This is a genomic window from Polymorphobacter sp. PAMC 29334, from assembly GCF_019431245.1.
GTDB classification, from domain to species: Bacteria; Pseudomonadota; Alphaproteobacteria; order Sphingomonadales; family Sphingomonadaceae; genus Polymorphobacter_B; species Polymorphobacter_B megasporae.
Map to the genome: position 1 here is coordinate 2,797,715 of NZ_CP080243.1, position 16,879 is coordinate 2,814,593.

A 16,879-nucleotide genomic window follows, 5' to 3' on the forward strand; every position below is an offset into this window, starting at 1 on the left:
AGGCGGGCGATGCCAGTCGACGAAGATTGCGCCACTCCGGTGTCAGCGAAGCTGCTCGCGTGGTACGATGCCAACGCCCGCGCGCTGCCGTGGCGCAGCCCGCCGGGGACGCCGCCGCCGACGCCGTATCGGGTGTGGCTGTCGGAAATTATGCTCCAGCAGACGACGACGGCGGCGGTCGCACCGTATTACGCGAAGTTTCTCGCGGTGTGGCCTAGCGTCGCGGCGCTCGCGGCGGCGGACGATGCCGACGTCATGCGCGAATGGGCGGGGCTCGGCTATTATGCCCGGGCGCGCAACCTGCTCGCTTGCGCCCGCGCTGTCGTCGCGCGCGGCGGCTGGCCCGATGACGAGGCGGGGCTGCGCGCGCTGCCGGGGGTGGGCGGATATACCGCTGCCGCGATCGCCGCGATCGCGTTCGACCAGCGCGCGGTGGTCGTCGATGGCAATGTCGAACGCGTCGTGTCGCGGTTGTTCGCGGTAGCGGCGCCGCTGCTGAAGGCGAAGCGCGAGCTGTACGCGCTGGCGGACCGGCTGACCCCGGAGACGCGGGCGGGGGATCATGCGCAGGCGATGATGGACCTCGGTGCGACGATCTGCACCCCGCGCGCGCCGGCGTGCGGGCGGTGTCCGCTGTCGGAGGGGTGCGTTGCGTTCGCTGAGGGCGAGCCGACGCGGTTCCCAATTAAGCCGCCGAAGGTTGCGAAGCCGGTTCGGTACGGGATCGCTTACTGGATCGAGCATGACGGCGCGGTGCTGCTCGAACGGCGGCCGGGGTCGGGGTTGCTCGGCGGAATGCTCGGCTTGCCGACGGGCGAGTGGAGCGAGTGTCCGCCAAAGATACCATGTCATCCCCGCGAAAGCGGGGACCCAATGTCACGACCCTTGGTGACCTTGGGTCCCCGCTTTCGCGGGGATGACACCAATGAAGCTGTTGATGAAACTGTCATCGGCAAATCCGTGATCGGAGTCGTCCGCCACGTCTTCACCCACTTCGAACTGCGGCTGACCGTCGTCGTCACCTACCCCTCCACCCGTCCGGACACCAACGGCATCTGGCATCCAGTCGCGACGATCGCCGCCGCGGGACTCCCGACGCTTTTCGCCCGTTGTGCGGAAGCCGTCTTGCGCGCGCGCGCCGATGCTGTTCAGTCGCCGTCGCTCGCCCTGGAGACCACTGCATGACCGACCCCTTCGCCGGCCCGACCACCCCGCGCGTCGGGTTCAGTGGCTCGCCACTCGACCGCGCCGACGCGATGCGCAAGGACGAGGGCGCGATGATCATGGCGCGGTCGAACCGCGCCGCCCGCTGGCTCATCCTCGACGATTTGCGCCCGGTGCTGCCCGAAGGCGGCGGACTGATGTGGCTCGAGCGCGACGCGGTTCCGGCCGACGCGACGACGGTATTCCTCGGCCTCGACGACGGCGCCCCGCGCTTCGCCGTTGCCGCGCCGGGGGGGCATCTCGGCCCGCTCGGCGACCCGCGCGCGTTCGGCGCCGAGCTCGCAGCAAGCCCTAACCCCGGCGACGCGGCGATCTTCGCGCAGGCGCGGTCGCTGCTCGACTGGCACGCGCGCCACAAATTCTGCGCCAACTGCGCGAGCCCGACGCGGGTATTCAAGGCGGGGTACGAGCGACTGTGCGACGTTTGCGGCGCGCATCATTTTCCGCGGACCGACCCGGTGGTGATCATGCTCGCGATCCTCGACATCCCCGAACTTGGGCAGCCGCACGCGCTCGTCGGCCGCCAGCCGCGCTTCCCCAAACGCTTCTTCTCGGCGCTCGCGGGGTTCGTCGAGCCGGGTGAAACCCTCGAGGAAGCCGTCGCGCGCGAATTGTTCGAGGAGGCCGGGATCGGCGTCGCCCGCGTCCGATACATCGCCAGCCAGCCATGGCCGTTCCCGTCGAACCTTATGGTCGGTGCCTTCGCCAAGGCGACGACCCGCGAACTCAACCTCGACGACGACGAGATCGAGGAGGCGAAGTGGGTGACGAAAGGCGAAGTCCGCGCCGCGCTCGACGGGGTCGGGCCTTGGCTCGCGCCGCCCCCGCTGGCGATCGCGCATACGCTGTTGCGGACGTGGGTGGACGAATAGCCCTCCCCTACGCCACCGCCGTCAACAACACCGGCGTAACCAGCGCGGTCGCCTCCGCCGCCCCCATCGGTCGCCCCGTCAAATACCCCTGCACCTGCAGGCAGCCGAGCTCACGGCAGACATCGAACTCCGCGCGCGTCTCCGCCCCTTCCGCCGTCGTCTCCATCCCGAGGCTCGTCGCCAGCGCGACGATCGCCTGGATGATCGCGACTGCCTCGCTCGCCGGTTCGGTCGCGTGCATGACGAAACTGCGGTCGATCTTGATCCGGCTGAACGCGACTTTCTGGAGATAGCCGAGCGACGAATAGCCGGTGCCGAAGTCGTCGAGCGCGAAGCGAATGCCGAGCGCTTTCAACGCCGCGAGCATCGCCACCGTCGCCGCGCGTTCGTTCATGAACAAGCTCTCGGTGATCTCGAGTTCGAGCCGGTCGGGGGCGATGCCGAAATCGGCGAGCGCGGCGGCGACGCGCTCGACGAGGCGCGGATCGTCGAACTGGACCGGCGACAGGTTGACCGCGACGCGGACATGTCCGGGCCATTCGCGCGCCTGCGCGCACGCCTCGCGCAGGACCCATGCGCCGATCTCGACGATCAGCCCGGTCTCCTCGGCGATCGGGATGAATTTCGCCGGGGGGATCAACCCGAGCGTCGGATGGTGCCAGCGGAGCAGCGCCTCGAAGCCGACAATGCCCTCGTCGGCGGCGTCGACGACGGGCTGGTAGGCGAGCCGGAACTGTCCGCCTGCGAGCGCGCCGCGCAGGTCGGCCTCGATCGCCCGGCGCTCGTCGGCCTTGTCCTTGATCGCGGGGGTGAATTTGCACGCGGCGCCGCGCCCCGATCCCTTGACCTCGTACAGCGCGAGGTCGGCCGAACGCAGCAACACATCGACCGTCGCGCCGTCGGCGGGTCCAATCGCAAAGCCGACACTCGCGCCGATCGTCACGGGCACGCCGTCGACATCGAACGGCTGCGACAGCACCGCGACGATCGCGCGCGATGCGGCTTCGGCGCTCGTGGTCGAGCTCTCGGGCAGGACAACCGCGAATTCGTCGCCGCCGAGCCGTCCGATATGCGCCTCCGCCCCCATCGCCTGCCGCAGCCGCGCCGCGACCTCGCGCAGCATCCGGTCGCCGGCGAGATGCCCGAGCGTGTCGTTGACCGACTTGAACCGGTCGAGGTCGACGAACAGCAACGCGCAACCGGTCCGCGTCCGGGTCGAGCGGACCAGCGCCTCGTCGAGCCGCTCGCGCAGCAACGAACGGTTGGCGAGGCCGGTCAGCGGGTCGAACCGCGCGAGATGCGCGATGCGGTCGTGGCTCAGCCGGATGTCGGTGATGTCCGACCCGACCCCGCGATAACCGGCGAAACGCCCGCGCGCATCGTGCTTCGGCGTGCCCGACAACTGCCACCACCGCGTCTCGCCGCCGACCTTGACCGGCGCGACGATATCGCGAAACGGCCGGGCATGCGCGAAATGCTCGCCGAGCAGGCGGATCGCCTGCCGCGCCTCGGCCCCGCGCCGGCTGCAGCCGAGCATCGGCAGCAGGTCCTGCCCGAGCATCGCCTCGCGCGGGCGCTGCGCGACGAGGGCGAAGCGTGGCGAGACGTGCGTCAGCCGCAAGTCGCCGTCGAGCTCGAACAGCCAGTCGCTGCCGTTCGCCTCGAACTCGCTGAGCAGCATGCCGATCACCGCCTCCTGCTCGGCGTGCTCGGCCTCGGTCCGCATCCGCGCCATCATCGAGAAGCTCGTCACCATCACCCCGCGGACGATCGCGACGGCGAAGGTCGCGATGCCGAGCTGGACCGGCCACGCCGCTGTGCCGCCGGGGACGCCGAAGATCGCGCTGCCCGCAACCAGCGTCACCAGCAGCGCGCTCGGCAGCGGCAGCACCGACGTCGCGAAGCCGCACATGCCCATCACTGCGACCGACAGCAGCGACAGATAGATCTGCTCGGGAGCCGCCGCGCGCGGGACGATGTAGACCATGAACAACGCCCACAGCGCGCCGAACGCGAGGATCTTGGCGCCGAACGCGGCAACGTCGGTACGACTAGCGGCAATCGGCACCGGGCCTTCGCGCTGCTCGATCCAGCCCGCCAGCCACACCGCCATCAGTCCGATCAGCGCCGCGGCGAAGCATGCCAGCACTGCCGGGTCGCCGGTCCGGCGCAGGACGATACCAAGCGCGGCGAGGTTGACCGCGACGCAGGCGACGTTGAACGGCACATAGCGCCCGACCAGCGCGAGCTGCGCCGCGCGGACGCTCGCCCAGAACGGGTCGCTGCCGTGACCGAAACCGAACACCTCGGCCCAGCCGATCGCCTTGACCACCGCCGTCGGCGGCCTGAACATCGCCGACATCGTGGACCGCCCCTTGCATCTTTGTTGCAGGTTGAAACGGCACGACGAGGCAAAGGCTTAGTGCCGGAAACAGACGGCGCTCGCGGCTTACCCGATCGTCAGCATGGCAATTGAGGGGGCACTGAATGTTTGCCGGCGAAAAGCGAGCGTCCGGGACGGTGTAGTGAACGGTCGGTCCGGTACCGGCGCCAATCGATCAAAAAGCTGACATCCGAACGTTATGCGCTGCCATGCTATTCGATCACGCTGTCGAGCGACGACGTCGCCGCCCCCATCACCAGCGCACGCGCGCGCGCCGCAGCACGGGTGACAGGCAGATCTAGCGCCAGAAACCGGCGTGGCGTCATACCGAGGAAGCGGTTGGCATCGCGGATGAAGTGCGAGTTATCATGATAGCCCTTCGGGGTCGCGGCGAAGTCCGGCTCACCCTGATCGACGAGTAGCTCCGTCAAGGCGCGGAGGAAGCGCGTACGCATCGACAGCAGCTTGGGCGGAAAGCCGAAATACCGCTTGGCCAGTTGGCGCAGCAAACGATCGTCGATGCCGACTTGGACCGCCGCCTTCGACAGGTCGTGCGTGGCCTCGTCGCCGAGCAAGGCGATGATCCGCGCGAGCGTCGCCTCGCTCTTGTGGGGTGGTGGAAGGCGCTCGTGGAAGAAATCGTCGATCACGAACTTGATGTCTGCACCCCGGTCGGATCGCGCGATGCGCGCAACGAGGTCTTCGCTCCACCCTGGCGGCACCAAGACAGCCAGCGGCGTGATGCGATCACGCAGCGACTCGGCCGACAGTGCGAACAACCGCGCCCAAGCGAGCGGGCCGACGTCGATGACGATGCTGACACCGCCGTACGTTGTGGCCGGCATCGCCCGGCTCGTGACGCCGAACAACATCGCCGGTCCGAGCTGCGGATAGTGCCGACTGCCGACTTTAACATCGAGCGAGTTCGCCGCGAGGCCGATCCAGATCTTCGCCCAGCCCGGTAGCAGCCAATTGCTCGCGCCCGACCATAAAGCTTCGTCAGAGTCGAGAACGGTGTAGCTCGACAATACGGGGCGCAAGGCGTCGGCGGCGCGCTCGATGCGCATCGCGGTGCCGGCGGGGAGGCCGAAATCCGCCGCGCGGATACCCGGCGCGTGGCTGCCGCTGGCGATCAAAGGCGATGCGGCGACATAGGAGGGCCATCTTGTAGATCAACTCATACCGCCGAGCCTAGAGTGCATTTCGTTCAGTTGGAATCGAACGAGCACTCCAGTTCTTTGATTTACCGTGGTTTCTTAGGCGTCAGCTAAAGCCATCTGACTGGAAAACACTCCAGGTGCGGCTCGACGCAGATTTCGTATCGCATAAGTTATTTGTTTTTGTAAGGAAAAGCATGGGGCGCACCGCCCGCCGGGATTGTATGTCGACAAGACTTAAGCCCGATCGAAATCAATATACAGGTGCCAAAATGAAATATCTGCGATTGAGCGCGGTGATATTGATCGCCGGTTTCGGCGCGGGAGCGGCACAGGCCACCCAGTTGAGTGTGGCAGGCACCGGATATATCATAACATTGCCAACCATTTCCTATGATTTCTCGTTCGCTTTCAACGAATCAAAATCGTCACAATTGACGGCAGCTATAGTTGCGTCGCTCAATTTCGATATCGGCGGTTTAAATGGCACTGATGTGATTAAGTACGGGCTCCGTAATCTGCCCAACGTTGCCGATGACTTCTACAATTTTCGAATTGATCCAAATACGGTGACGGTAACTCAAGTCGTTCATCCAGCGCCGCAGACATGGACACTATCGGCCATCAGCGGTGCCAAACTGATATTCAAGAACGGTGCCTATATCCTCGATTTCGGCAATGTCTTGACCGACAGCTCGAACGCGGCCCTGCTCAACATCGCTAACATCAGCGCGCCGGTCGATGGCGAGACGCTCAACGGCGGGTTTTTTGCCCCGAGGTACGACGGCGATTTCGCTTTGGACTTCAGGCTCAACCTGCCGCAGACGCCTTTCGACATCGCGGGTGGCCGCAATTCCAACATCGGATTCGGGTTCGAAACTGCCGGATTGGCCACAGGCGACTATTACAGCACCGCCCTCCTCGACACGTCGCGATATTTGTTCGGCGACGCCCAGACGGGTGACACGTTCACTCCCGTGACGATCCACGCCAGGATAGTTGACATTCTGCCGGTCGCCGGGGTCCCCGAGCCAGCGGCGTGGACGATGATAATCGCGGGCTTTGGCTTCGTCGGCAGCGCGCTGCGGCGGCGGGTCCCGCAGGTCGCCTGAGCCTTTTTACGTCGGCGCGCGGACCACGCCGATCGTCTCTGCGGGCCGCGAGCCGTCAGCGTGGCCACCTTGGCTACGACCCCTGTGCGATCCGCGAGCGCGTCGCGGTTCGAATGGCCGGTTTCAGAGCGCGTACGGAGAGACCGGACGGCCGGGAGGGGGTGCAAAGCGATCACAAAGCTTCCACCCGGCGTGCTCGACAGAAAACGCTGTCCTACACGTCCTCGATTTGCCAGCCTCCGCCCGATGACCGCCCCCCGCCCCCTCGCCAGCCGCCAGCGTCGCCCGGGCGGCTGCGGAGGGGGTGAGTTTCGATCCGGCGTGGCGTCAACTTCATCAACTTCGTCAAGCTGGCTTGACACTTTTCGTGGCGCGACTCGATCAGCCGCCGGGCAGCTCGCGGCTGCGCGCTTGCGGGTAGGTGCCGAGGATGCGGACCCAGTTGGTGTGGAAGCGCAGTTCGTCGAGCGCACGGGCGACGCCGGGGTCGTCGGGGGTGCCCTCGATATCGGCGTAGAATTCTGCCGCCGAGAACGCCCCGCCCTTGAGGTAGCTTTCGAGCTTGGTCAGGTTGACGCCGTTGGTGGCGAACCCGCCCAAGGCCTTGAACAGCGCCGCCGGGACCGAGCGGACTTCGAACAACAGGCTGGTCATCAGCGCGTAGCCCGGCGCCGGCGGTTTCGCCTCACGCGACAGGACGACGAAGCGTGTCGTGTTGTGGGCAGCATCCTCGATGTTCTCGGCGAGGACGTCGAGGTCGTAAAGCTCGGCGGCAAGGCGCGACGCGACCGCTGCCCGCGCCGGATCGCCGGCCTCGGCGACGAGCGCAGCGGCCCCGGCGGTGTCGGCATAGCGTTCGGCGGCGATGCCCCAGTCGGCGAGGCGACGGCGAACCTGGCCGAGCGCCTGTTCGTGGCTGATCGCGACGCGCACGTCCTCGCGCACCGCCCCGCGCACGCCGAGCAAACAGTGGCGCACGCGGACGAAATGCTCGCCGACGATCGCCAGCCCGGATTCGGGCAGCAGGAAGTGGATGTCGGCGACGCGGCCGTGAAGCGAGTTCTCGATCGGGATCACCGCGCGCCCTGCCCGTCCCGACTGGACCGCCTCGATCGCGTCGTCGAAGCTGAAGCACGGCAGCGGCAGCGCGTCGGGGAACGCCTCGCGGACCGCCTGGTGCGAATATGCTCCCGGCGCGCCCTGGAACGCGATGGCGCGCGACGGGTCGACGGCTGCGGCGGCGGTCATCGCGGCGACGAGCGCGGCGGCAGGAGCGGGGTAGCTGGTCATCGGCGGTGGGGTACGAAATGTAACCTGAGGTTACAATGCCGCCGGAATGCCCCCCATGCTGCAGTGCGACGATACATGGCTTGCGAGCGCGGGACGTCGCAACTATGGTCCGCCCGCTTTGCCGGGGCGAGTGTACGTCCCGCTTTCCGGAGAACATCGTGGACAGTTTCGAGTGGAACAAGATCGCGGGCTGGACGCTCGCCGCTGCGATGACGGTCCTGGCATTGGTCCTGTTCACCGGTGAGGTCTTCCACCCGGCCAAGCTCGCCAAGCCCGGCTACATCGTCGAAGGCGTCGAGGAAGTCGCCACCGCGGGTCCCGCGCCCGTCGCCGACAAGCCGATCGAATTCTATCTCGCGTCGGCGAGCGTCGACAAGGGCGCCGATGTCTTCAAGAAGTGCGGCGCCTGCCACAACGCCGAAAAGGGCGGCGCGGCGGGGATCGGCCCGAACCTATATGGTGTCGTCGGCGGCCCGCACGATCACATGCCCGGCTTCTCCTATTCGGACGCCATGCAGAAGACGAGCGGCCAGAAGTGGGACTGGGACGAGCTCAACACGTGGCTGACCAACCCCAAGGCTTTCGTTCCGGGCACCAAGATGGCATTCGCCGGGATCGCCAAGCCCGAGGAGCGCGCTGCGGTCATCGCCTATCTCAACAGCAAGAGCGACCACCCGCTGCCGATCCCGCCGGTTCCGGCCGAGGCTGCCGCCCCGGCAGCGGCCCCCGCTACGGCTGGTGCGCCTGCCGCTGCTGGCGCACCCGCCGCAACCCCGACCGCCGACAAGCCCGCACCGCAGGCGGGCAAGGCCCCCGACATCGCGCCGGGCAGCACCGGCGCGGAGAAGCAGCAGGGCACGTCGAAGACCGTGCCGACCCCCGGCTCGACGCCCAGCTGATCCCTCCCTCTCCCCGCGCGGGAGAGGGGCTAGAGGCTGTAGTGGGCCTTCACGATCGCCCACGCCTCGTCGGCCGTCTCGACGATGTGGAACAGGTCGAGGTCGCTCCGCGCGATCGTGCCCTCGTCGGCGAGCGCGTCGAAGTCGACCACCCGGCTCCAGAAGTCGCGCCCGAACAGGAAGATCGGCAGCGCCGGGACCTTGCCGGTCTGGACCAATGTCAGCAGTTCGAACAGTTCGTCGAACGTCCCAAAGCCGCCCGGGAACGCCGCCACCGCCCGCGCGCGCATCAGGAAGTGCATCTTCCGCAGCGCGAAATAGTGGAACTGGAACGACAGCCCCGGGGTGACATACGGATTCGGCACCTGCTCGAACGGCAGGACGATGTTCAATCCGACCGAGATCGCGCCGACGTCGGCGGCCCCCCGGTTCGCTGCCTCCATGATCGACGGCCCGCCGCCCGAGCAGACGACGAACTGCTTGCCCGCCGCATCCTCGCCGACCGACGACGCCAGCCGCGCCAGTTCGCGCGCGACGGTGTAATAATGCGACTTCGCCGCGAGGCTCTCGGCAATCCGCCGGTCGTCGCCCGGCTCGGACGCCGCGACGAGCGCCGCCGCGTCCTCTGGGGACGGAATCCGCGCCGAACCGTAGAATACGAAGGTCGACGCGATCCGCGCTTCGGCGAGCGCGATCTCGGCCTTCATCAATTCGAGCTGGAGGCGGACCGGCCGCGCCTCGTCGCGCAGCAGGAATTCATCGTCCTGGAACGCGAGGCGGTACGCCGGATGTTCGGTCTGCGCGGTCGACGTCGGCTTGTTGGCAACCGCGGCTTCGGCACGCGCAGTCGGGAACAGGCGCGCGGGTTTGGCTGGCAATGGGGTCATAACAAGGTCTCGCAGGGCACGGCGGCGCGGCTTACGCGCTTCCCCGCCGATTGTCGCCCCCGTGTCCGCCTTGTCGCTTCACTTGACCCGCGGCGCGGCGGGCCATTTGCACCCCTTCGCGTCGCCATAGCCCTTGAGGAAACCACGCCGGACCGACGCGGCATACACGACCGCGCGCGCCTTGCGCTGGGCGTTCGCTGCCCCCGACAGGCGGCGGATGATGAAGCGCCCGGGGATCAGGCTGTTGATCGTGTCCTGCCCCGCGTCCATCGACAGCTCGGTCGCCTCGCTCGGCTTCTTGCCGTCGGTCGGCGCGTCGACGTCGCGGCCGAGCGCGGTGTTCAATTCGAGCACTGCCGCGCCGATGTCCTTGCACGTCCTGAGCCCGTCGGTCGTGTACGGATGCGCCGCGGCGCGGACGAGGACCGGCGACACCTTCGTCTTCTTGATGCCGAAGTCATGGAGCGGCGACCCGGCGATCGTCGCGACGCTGCGGTCGTCGCCCGGCGTCGTCTGCGCGGCGAGCGGGGTGGCCGCGAGCAGCACCGCGATGGTCAGACGTGATGGTCGCATGGAATAGCCTTTCGATAGTCGAGCCGGAAAACCGTATCGTGTCGATTCGCGTCTCGTGCAATTGGCTTGCCCGCGTCGGCCGACGCAATTGGCTTGACTGGAACGGAGGCTCCTTTACTCACGGCGACGGGCCACGCCGTCCCAACGCGGCGCGAGCTCTCTGTGAGGAGAGACCATGATCGACCGACCAAACGTGCCCCCGGCGCGCGCCTTTTTCTCGTCCGGCCCCTGCGCCAAGCGTCCCGGCTGGACCCCCGACCAACTCAAAACCGACGTGCTCGGCCGCTCGCACCGGTCGAAGCTCGGCAAGGCGCGCCTCAAGCTCGCGATCGACATGACCCGCGAGGTCCTGCAGGTTCCCGACACCCACCTCATCGGCATCGTCCCCGCGTCCGACACCGGCGCCTTCGAAATGGCGATGTGGTCGATGCTTGGGCAGCGCCCGGTGACGATGGCGGCGTGGGAAAGCTTCGGCGAAGGCTGGGTGACCGACGCGGTCAAGCAGCTCAAGCTTGCCGACTGCACCGTCGTCAACGCGGCGTACGGCGAGCTCCCCGACCTCACCCGCGTACCGCAATCGCACGACGTCTGCTTCACGTGGAACGGCACGACGTCGGGCGTTCGCGTGCCGAACGGCGACTGGATTCGCGACGACCGCGAAGGGCTGATGCTGTGCGACGCGACGAGCGCGGTGTTCGCGCAGGAGCTGCCGTGGGCGAAGCTCGATGTCGTCACCTATAGCTGGCAGAAAGTCCTCGGCGGCGAAGGCGGACATGGTGTCCTGATCCTCGGCCCGCGCGCGGTCGAGCGGCTCGAGTCGTACGTCCCGGCGTGGCCGCTGCCGAAGATCTTCCGCCTGACCAGCAAGGGCAAGCTCATTGCCAGCATCTTCGAGGGCGAGACGATCAACACCCCGTCGATGCTTGCGGTCGAGGATTACATCGACGCGCTGACGTGGGCGAAATCGATCGGCGGCCTGCAGGAACTCTACGCCCGCGCCGACGCCAACGCCGCCGCGCTCGACCGCTGGGTCGAGGCGACGCCGTGGGTCGCGCACCTCGCGACCGAGCCCGGAACGCGGTCGAACACCAGCGTCTGCCTGTCGCTGCCGGGCGCGTCGCCCGACGTGCCGAAGGCGATAGCGTCGCTGCTCGAGAAAGAGGGCGTTGCCTTCGACATCGGCGGCTACCGCGACGCCCCCCCGGGCTTGCGCATCTGGTGCGGCGGAACGGTGGAAACCGCCGACATCGTCGCGCTCGGGCCGTGGCTCGACTGGGCGCACGCGCAGGTCACCCAGCAGGCCGTCGCGGCCTAACCCCCAATATATTGTCATCCCCGCGAACGCGGGGACCCAAGGTCACAAACCTTGGTGACTTTGGGTCCCCGCGTTCGCGGGGATGACACTTAGAATTTAGGATGTACCCGATGCCCAAAGTCCTCATCGCCGACGAAATGTCCCCTAAGGCCGCCGAAATCTTCCGCGCGCGCGGGGTCGACTTCGACGAAATCACCGGCCTGTCGAAAGACGAACTGATCAAGATCATCGGCAATTACGACGGCATCGCCGTCCGCTCGACGACCAAGGCGACGAAGGACGTCTTCGCCGCCGCGACCAACCTCAAGGTCATCGGCCGCGCCGGGATCGGCGTCGACAACATCGACATCCCTGCCGCAAGCGCCAAGGGCGTCGTCGTGATGAACACCCCGTTCGGCAATTCGATCACCACCGCCGAGCACGCGATCGCGCTGATGTTCGCGCTCGCCCGCCAGCTGCCCGAGGCCGACGCGTCGACGCAGGCGGGCAAGTGGGAGAAGAACCGCTTCATGGGGGTCGAGCTGACCGCGAAGACACTCGGGCTGATCGGCGCGGGCAATATCGGCTCGATCGTCGCCGACCGCGCGCTCGGTTTGCGGATGAAGGTCATCGCCTTCGACCCGTTCCTGACGCCCGAGCGCGCGCAGGACCTCGGCATCGAGAAGGTCACGCTCGACGACCTGCTCGCGCGCGCCGACATCATCACGCTCCACACCCCGCTGACCGACTCGACGCGGAACATCCTGTCGGCGGAGGCGCTGGCGAAGACCAAGCCGGGCGTCCGCATCATCAACTGTGCGCGCGGCGGGCTGATCGATGAGGTCGCGCTTAAGGCCGGGCTCGATTCAGGGCATATCGGCGGCGCGGCGCTCGACGTCTTCGCCACTGAACCGGCGAAGGCATCGCCGTTGTTCGGCACGCCGAACTTCATCTCGACCCCGCACCTCGGCGCGTCGACCGACGAGGCGCAGGTCAACGTCGCGATCCAGGTCGCCGAGCAGATGTCCGACTTCCTGATGTCGGGCGGCGTCACCAACGCGCTCAATGTCCCGTCGCTGTCGGCGGAGGAAGCACCGCGGCTGCGCCCATACATGGCGCTTGCCGACCGGCTCGGTACCTTGACCGGGCAGCTCGTCAGCGACGGCATCTCGGGCGTGACGGTCGAGGTCGAGGGCGCGGCGGCCGAGCTCAACATCAAGCCGATCACCGCCGCCGTCCTCGCCGGGCTGATGCGGGTCCATTCGGACACGGTCAACATGGTCAACGCGCCGTTCCTCGCCCGCGAACGCGACATCGACGTCGCCGAGGTCCGCCACGAGCGCGAGACCGACTACCACACGCTCGTCCGCGTCACGGTGCGGACCCCCGACGGCGAGCGCTCGGTCGCTGGGACGTTGTTCGGCAACCGCGCGCCGCGGCTCGTCGAGATCATCGGCATCAAGGTCGAGGCCGACCTCCACGGCCCGATGCTGTTCATCGTCAACGAGGACAAGCCGGGGTTCATCGGGCGGCTCGGCAGCACCCTCGGTACTGCGGGGGTCAACATCGGGACGTTCCACCTCGGACGGCGTGATTCACGGGCCGAGGCAGTGCTGCTGTTGTCGGTCGACGAGGTGATTCCGGCGGCAGTGCTGTCGGAGATCAAGGCCCTGCCGGGCGTCAAACAGGTAAAGGCGCTCAACTTCGGATGAGTGGCGGTCAGATATGGGGCTTGATCATCCTAATCGCGGCAGGCTCCAAAGCATGTCTTGATGTAGGTATGGGTCGGACTTTGGGCCCTTTCGCCTTCCGACGCGACACGAGCCCGACTAACTTTTGGATCGATGTTGTGATCTGGTCGGGTATTGCAGCGGCAATGTTCGTCCTGCTCGTTGAAAGCTGGTTTGTATTGTGACGCTCCAATGACCGACATCACCGCTGGGCTCCTCCCCGAAGGCCTCCGTGACCGGCTCCCCCCGCAGGCTGCTGCCGCCGAACACCTCATGCGCGGTCTGCTCGATCACGTCGCCAGCCACGGCTACGAACGCGTCCAGCCGCCGCTCGTCGAGTTCGAGGAAAGCCTCGCGGGGCGCTTGGGCGTGACCGGACGGCAGGAACTCTTGCGCTTCACCGACCCTGTGTCGCGGCACACGCTCGCGCTGCGCCCCGACATGACCGGGCAGGTCGGCCGGATCGCCGCGACGCGCCTCGCCCACATTCCCCGCCCGCTCCGCCTCGCGTATGGCGGCGCGGTTTTGCGGGTGAAGGGCAGCCAGTTGCGCCCCGAGCGCGAGATGCTCCAGGTCGGCGCCGAACTTATCGGGCGCGACAGCGTCGCCGCTGTCGTCGAGGTGCTGACGCTCGCGGTCGCCGCGCTGACCCGCGCCGGAGTCACCGGACTGACCGTCGACCTGACGCTGCCGAGCTTCGTCGCCGACCTCGCCGCCGCATGGGCAGGGCCCGCCCCGATCGCCGATCTCGCTACGGTCGAGGACCTGCTCGACGCCAAAGACAGCGCGGGCCTGGCTGCCGGGGGCGCGTCACTCTACCAGCCGCTGATCGCCGCCGCCGGTCCCGCTGCCGCCGCTCTCGCCGCGCTCGGCCGCCTCGACCTGCCCCCGGCCCTTGCGGACCGCCTCGCCGATGTCGCCGACGTCGTCGCCGCGCTCGCCGCCGGGAACGGGGAGGGCGTTGCGGTAACGCTCGACCCGACCGAGCGCCACGGCTTCGAGTATCAGCGCTGGATCGGCTTCACGCTGTTCGCCGATGGCGTTCGCGGCGAGATCGGTCGCGGCGGCGCGTATAGCATCGTCCATCCCGACGGCGCGCGCGAGCCCGCCGTCGGCTTCTCGCTCTATGTCGACGGCCTCGTCGATGCCGGATTGGGGATCGTCGCGCGCGACCGTATCATGCTCTCCCTTGGCACGCCTGCATCCGTCGGCGACCGCCTGCGCCGCGAAGGCTGGATCACCGTCGCGGCGCTCGATGGCGATACTCCCGCCGGCTGCACGCACCGCTGGACCGGCGACACTGCCGAACCTTTGGAAGGACACGCATGACCAAAGTCGCCGTACTCGTCGGCAGCCTTCGCCGCGCCTCGTTCAGCAGCAAGCTGGCGCAGGCGATGATCGACCTCGCGCCCGACCTCGACTGCACGATCGTTGAAATCGGCGCGCTGCCGATCTACAATCAGGACTTCGACGACGACGGCGCGCCGCCCGCCGCCTACACTGAATTTCGCACCGCGATGGCCGGATATGGCGCGGTTCTGTTCGTCACTCCCGAATATAATCGCTCGGTGCCCGGCGTGCTTAAGAACGCGCTCGACGTCGGGTCGCGGCCGTATGGCAAGAGCGTGTGGAGCGGCAAACCGGCGGCGGTCATCAGCTGCACCCCCGGCGCGTTGGGCGGCTTCGGCGCGAACCATCATCTCCGCCAATCGCTCGTCTTCCTCGACATGCCGACGATGCAGCAGCCTGAGGCTTACCTCGGCAACGTCGCCAAATTGTTCGCCGACGATGGCAGCGTCGTGCCCGCGTCGCACGAATTCCTGGTCAAGATCATGGCTGCGTTCACCACCTGGATCGGAAGGACTGCCCCCCATGGCTAATGTCGTCGTTATCGGGGCGCAGTGGGGCGACGAGGGTAAGGGCAAGATCGTCGACTGGCTGTCGGCGCGCGCCGATGTCGTCGTCCGCTTCCAAGGCGGCCACAACGCCGGGCACACGCTCGTCGTCGGCAACGAGGTCTACAAGCTCAGCCTGCTGCCGAGTGGCATCGTTCGCGGCGCGCTGTCGGTGATCGGCAACGGCGTCGTGTTCGACCCGTGGCACTTCAAGGCCGAGGTCGAGAAATTGAGCGGCCAAGGCGTCGAGATCACCCCCGCCAACCTTCAGGTCAGCGAGCTGTGCCCGCTGATCCTGCCGCTCCACAGCGAGCTCGACGGCCTCCGCGAGGACGCGAGCGGCGCGGGCAAGATCGGCACGACGCGGCGCGGCATCGGCCCGGCGTACGAGGACAAGGCCGGACGCCGCGCGCTCCGGGTCTGCGACCTCGGCCACCTCGACAAGATGGGACCGCAGCTCGACCGGCTGCTCGCGCACCATAATGCGCTGCGCGTCGGCTTCGGCATCCCCCCGGTCGACCGCGAGGCGCTTGTCGCCTCGCTCGAGGAAATCGCGCCGTTCGTCCTGCCGTTCGCCGCGCCGGTGTGGGCGAGCCTCGGCGACGCCCGCCGCGCTGGCAAACGCATCCTGTTCGAGGGCGCGCAGGGCGTGTTGCTCGACGTCGACCACGGCACATACCCGTTCGTCACCTCGTCGAACGTCGTCGCCGGGACCGCCGCGAGCGGCAGCGGCATGGGCCCGGGAGCGATCAACTACGTCCTCGGCATCGTCAAGGCGTACACGACGCGCGTCGGCGGCGGCCCCTTCCCGACCGAACTCGACGACGCGATCGGTCAGCGCCTCGGCGAGCGCGGGCGCGAATTCGGCACCGTGACCGGGCGCAAGCGCCGCTGCGGCTGGTTCGATGCGGTGCTCGTCCGGCAAGCAGTCCAGGTCAGCGGCGTCCACGGCATGGCACTGACCAAGCTCGACGTCCTCGACGGTTTGGACGACCTGATGATCTGCACCGGTTACACGCTCGACGGGAAGACGCTCGACCATTTCCCCGCGCACGCGGCGGATCAGGCGGAGGTTGTCCCGATCTATGAGCGCTTCGACGGCTGGAGCGAATCTACGATGGGCGCGCGCAGCTGGGGCGAACTTCCGGCACAGGCGATCAAGTACATTCGCCGCATCGAGGAACTGACCAACTGCCCGGTCGCTCTGGTCAGCACATCACCCGAGCGCGAGGATACGATCCTCGTGCGCGACCCGTTCGTCGACTAATCGCGGAGCCACCCCGGGATCAGGAACGCGTCGAGCAACCACCACAGGCCGACGAAGCCCCAGATCAAAAAGCCGAGGCCGAACCACCACGTCAACCATCCGAGAACGTGAAGCACGAGCATGACTGCGCCGCTGAAGACACGCCCGGTCAGGAAACGGTGACCGCCAATGTTCCCAAAGAAGAACCAGACGACATAGGTGACCAGCGTCGACGCGACCGGCGGCCCGACCTCGTTCGTGCGGTGGCGATCGATCGCCATAGTGTTCCTCCCGGGTGTGTTACCCGACTAAGATAG

15 protein-coding genes are annotated in these 16,879 nt (G+C 67.4%); 9 read left to right on the plus strand and 6 right to left on the minus strand.

The genetic code is table 11. The features are described from left to right. The first annotated feature begins 9 nt into the window (after window positions 1-9). Together KZX46_RS17005 and nudC are read left to right on the plus strand one after the other, a co-directional pair. Entirely contained in the window at window positions 10-1,185 is a 1,176-nt protein-coding gene (locus KZX46_RS17005) for an A/G-specific adenine glycosylase (RefSeq protein ID WP_219774962.1), read from the plus strand. Continuing rightward, window positions 1,182-2,096, plus strand: coding sequence for an NAD(+) diphosphatase (gene nudC, locus KZX46_RS17010; RefSeq protein ID WP_219774963.1), 915 nt, complete (start codon window positions 1,182-1,184; stop codon window positions 2,094-2,096). The genes KZX46_RS17005 and nudC overlap by 4 nt, the downstream gene beginning before the upstream one ends. 7 nt (window positions 2,097-2,103) lie before the next feature. Here the strand turns inward: nudC and KZX46_RS17015 are convergent, their stop codons facing one another. Together KZX46_RS17015 and KZX46_RS17020 are read right to left on the minus strand one after the other, a co-directional pair. Continuing rightward, the gene (locus KZX46_RS17015) at window positions 2,104-4,458 is read right to left on the minus strand and encodes a bifunctional diguanylate cyclase/phosphodiesterase (RefSeq protein WP_219774964.1); all 2,355 of its coding nucleotides are present in this window, start codon (window positions 4,456-4,458) and stop codon (window positions 2,104-2,106) included. Window positions 4,459-4,691: 233 nt separating this feature from the next. Then, the gene (locus KZX46_RS17020; RefSeq protein WP_219774965.1) at window positions 4,692-5,615 is read right to left on the minus strand and encodes a helix-turn-helix domain-containing protein; all 924 of its coding nucleotides are present in this window, start codon (window positions 5,613-5,615) and stop codon (window positions 4,692-4,694) included. Between the two features lie 218 nt (window positions 5,616-5,833). On the opposite strand from KZX46_RS17020, the gene KZX46_RS17025 reads away from it, so the two are divergent. Continuing rightward, on the plus strand, window positions 5,834-6,748 hold the full coding sequence (locus tag KZX46_RS17025) for a PEPxxWA-CTERM sorting domain-containing protein (RefSeq protein ID WP_226896015.1): 915 nt from the start codon (window positions 5,834-5,836) through the stop codon (window positions 6,746-6,748). A gap of 381 nt (window positions 6,749-7,129) precedes the next feature. Here the strand turns inward: KZX46_RS17025 and KZX46_RS17030 are convergent, their stop codons facing one another. Continuing rightward, a complete protein-coding gene (locus tag KZX46_RS17030; protein WP_219774966.1) occupies window positions 7,130-8,038 on the minus strand; it encodes a prephenate dehydratase in 909 nt (302 codons plus the stop codon). A 158-nt stretch (window positions 8,039-8,196) separates the two neighbouring features. Between KZX46_RS17030 and KZX46_RS17035 the strand changes: the two genes are divergently transcribed. Then, window positions 8,197-8,937 carry a cytochrome c family protein gene (locus KZX46_RS17035; protein ID WP_226896016.1) on the plus strand — a complete coding sequence of 247 codons (741 nt, stop codon included), beginning with the start codon at window positions 8,197-8,199 and terminating at the stop codon, window positions 8,935-8,937. Between the two features lie 29 nt (window positions 8,938-8,966). Here the strand turns inward: KZX46_RS17035 and KZX46_RS17040 are convergent, their stop codons facing one another. Together KZX46_RS17040 and KZX46_RS17045 are read right to left on the minus strand one after the other, a co-directional pair. Further along, entirely contained in the window at window positions 8,967-9,824 is an 858-nt protein-coding gene (locus KZX46_RS17040) for a TIGR00730 family Rossman fold protein (RefSeq protein ID WP_219774968.1), read from the minus strand. A 78-nt stretch (window positions 9,825-9,902) separates the two neighbouring features. After that, the gene (locus KZX46_RS17045; RefSeq protein ID WP_219774969.1) at window positions 9,903-10,397 is read right to left on the minus strand and encodes a hypothetical protein; all 495 of its coding nucleotides are present in this window, start codon (window positions 10,395-10,397) and stop codon (window positions 9,903-9,905) included. Between the two features lie 175 nt (window positions 10,398-10,572). Between KZX46_RS17045 and KZX46_RS17050 the strand changes: the two genes are divergently transcribed. The 5 genes from KZX46_RS17050 (at window position 10,573) to KZX46_RS17070 (ending at window position 16,583) form a co-directional block, all read left to right on the plus strand. Beyond that, window positions 10,573-11,712 carry a phosphoserine transaminase gene (locus tag KZX46_RS17050; protein ID WP_219774970.1) on the plus strand — a complete coding sequence of 380 codons (1,140 nt, stop codon included), beginning with the start codon at window positions 10,573-10,575 and terminating at the stop codon, window positions 11,710-11,712. Window positions 11,713-11,822: 110 nt separating this feature from the next. Next, the gene (gene serA / locus KZX46_RS17055; protein WP_219774971.1) at window positions 11,823-13,403 is read left to right on the plus strand and encodes a phosphoglycerate dehydrogenase; all 1,581 of its coding nucleotides are present in this window, start codon (window positions 11,823-11,825) and stop codon (window positions 13,401-13,403) included. Between the two features lie 210 nt (window positions 13,404-13,613). Next, a complete protein-coding gene (locus KZX46_RS17060) occupies window positions 13,614-14,750 on the plus strand; it encodes an ATP phosphoribosyltransferase regulatory subunit (RefSeq protein ID WP_219774972.1) in 1,137 nt (378 codons plus the stop codon). Then, window positions 14,747-15,301: an NADPH-dependent FMN reductase gene (locus tag KZX46_RS17065; RefSeq protein ID WP_219774973.1), complete on the plus strand. Its 555-nt coding sequence runs from the start codon at window positions 14,747-14,749 to the stop codon at window positions 15,299-15,301. The genes KZX46_RS17060 and KZX46_RS17065 overlap by 4 nt, the downstream gene beginning before the upstream one ends. Next, window positions 15,294-16,583, plus strand: a complete 1,290-nt coding sequence (locus KZX46_RS17070; protein WP_219774974.1) for an adenylosuccinate synthase — start codon at window positions 15,294-15,296, stop codon at window positions 16,581-16,583. Before KZX46_RS17065 ends, KZX46_RS17070 begins: the two co-directional genes overlap by 8 nt. Here the strand turns inward: KZX46_RS17070 and KZX46_RS17075 are convergent. Further along, on the minus strand, window positions 16,580-16,843 hold the full coding sequence (locus KZX46_RS17075; RefSeq protein ID WP_219774975.1) for an NINE protein: 264 nt from the start codon (window positions 16,841-16,843) through the stop codon (window positions 16,580-16,582). The genes KZX46_RS17070 and KZX46_RS17075 overlap by 4 nt on opposite strands. Window positions 16,844-16,879: the final 36 nt, after the last annotated feature.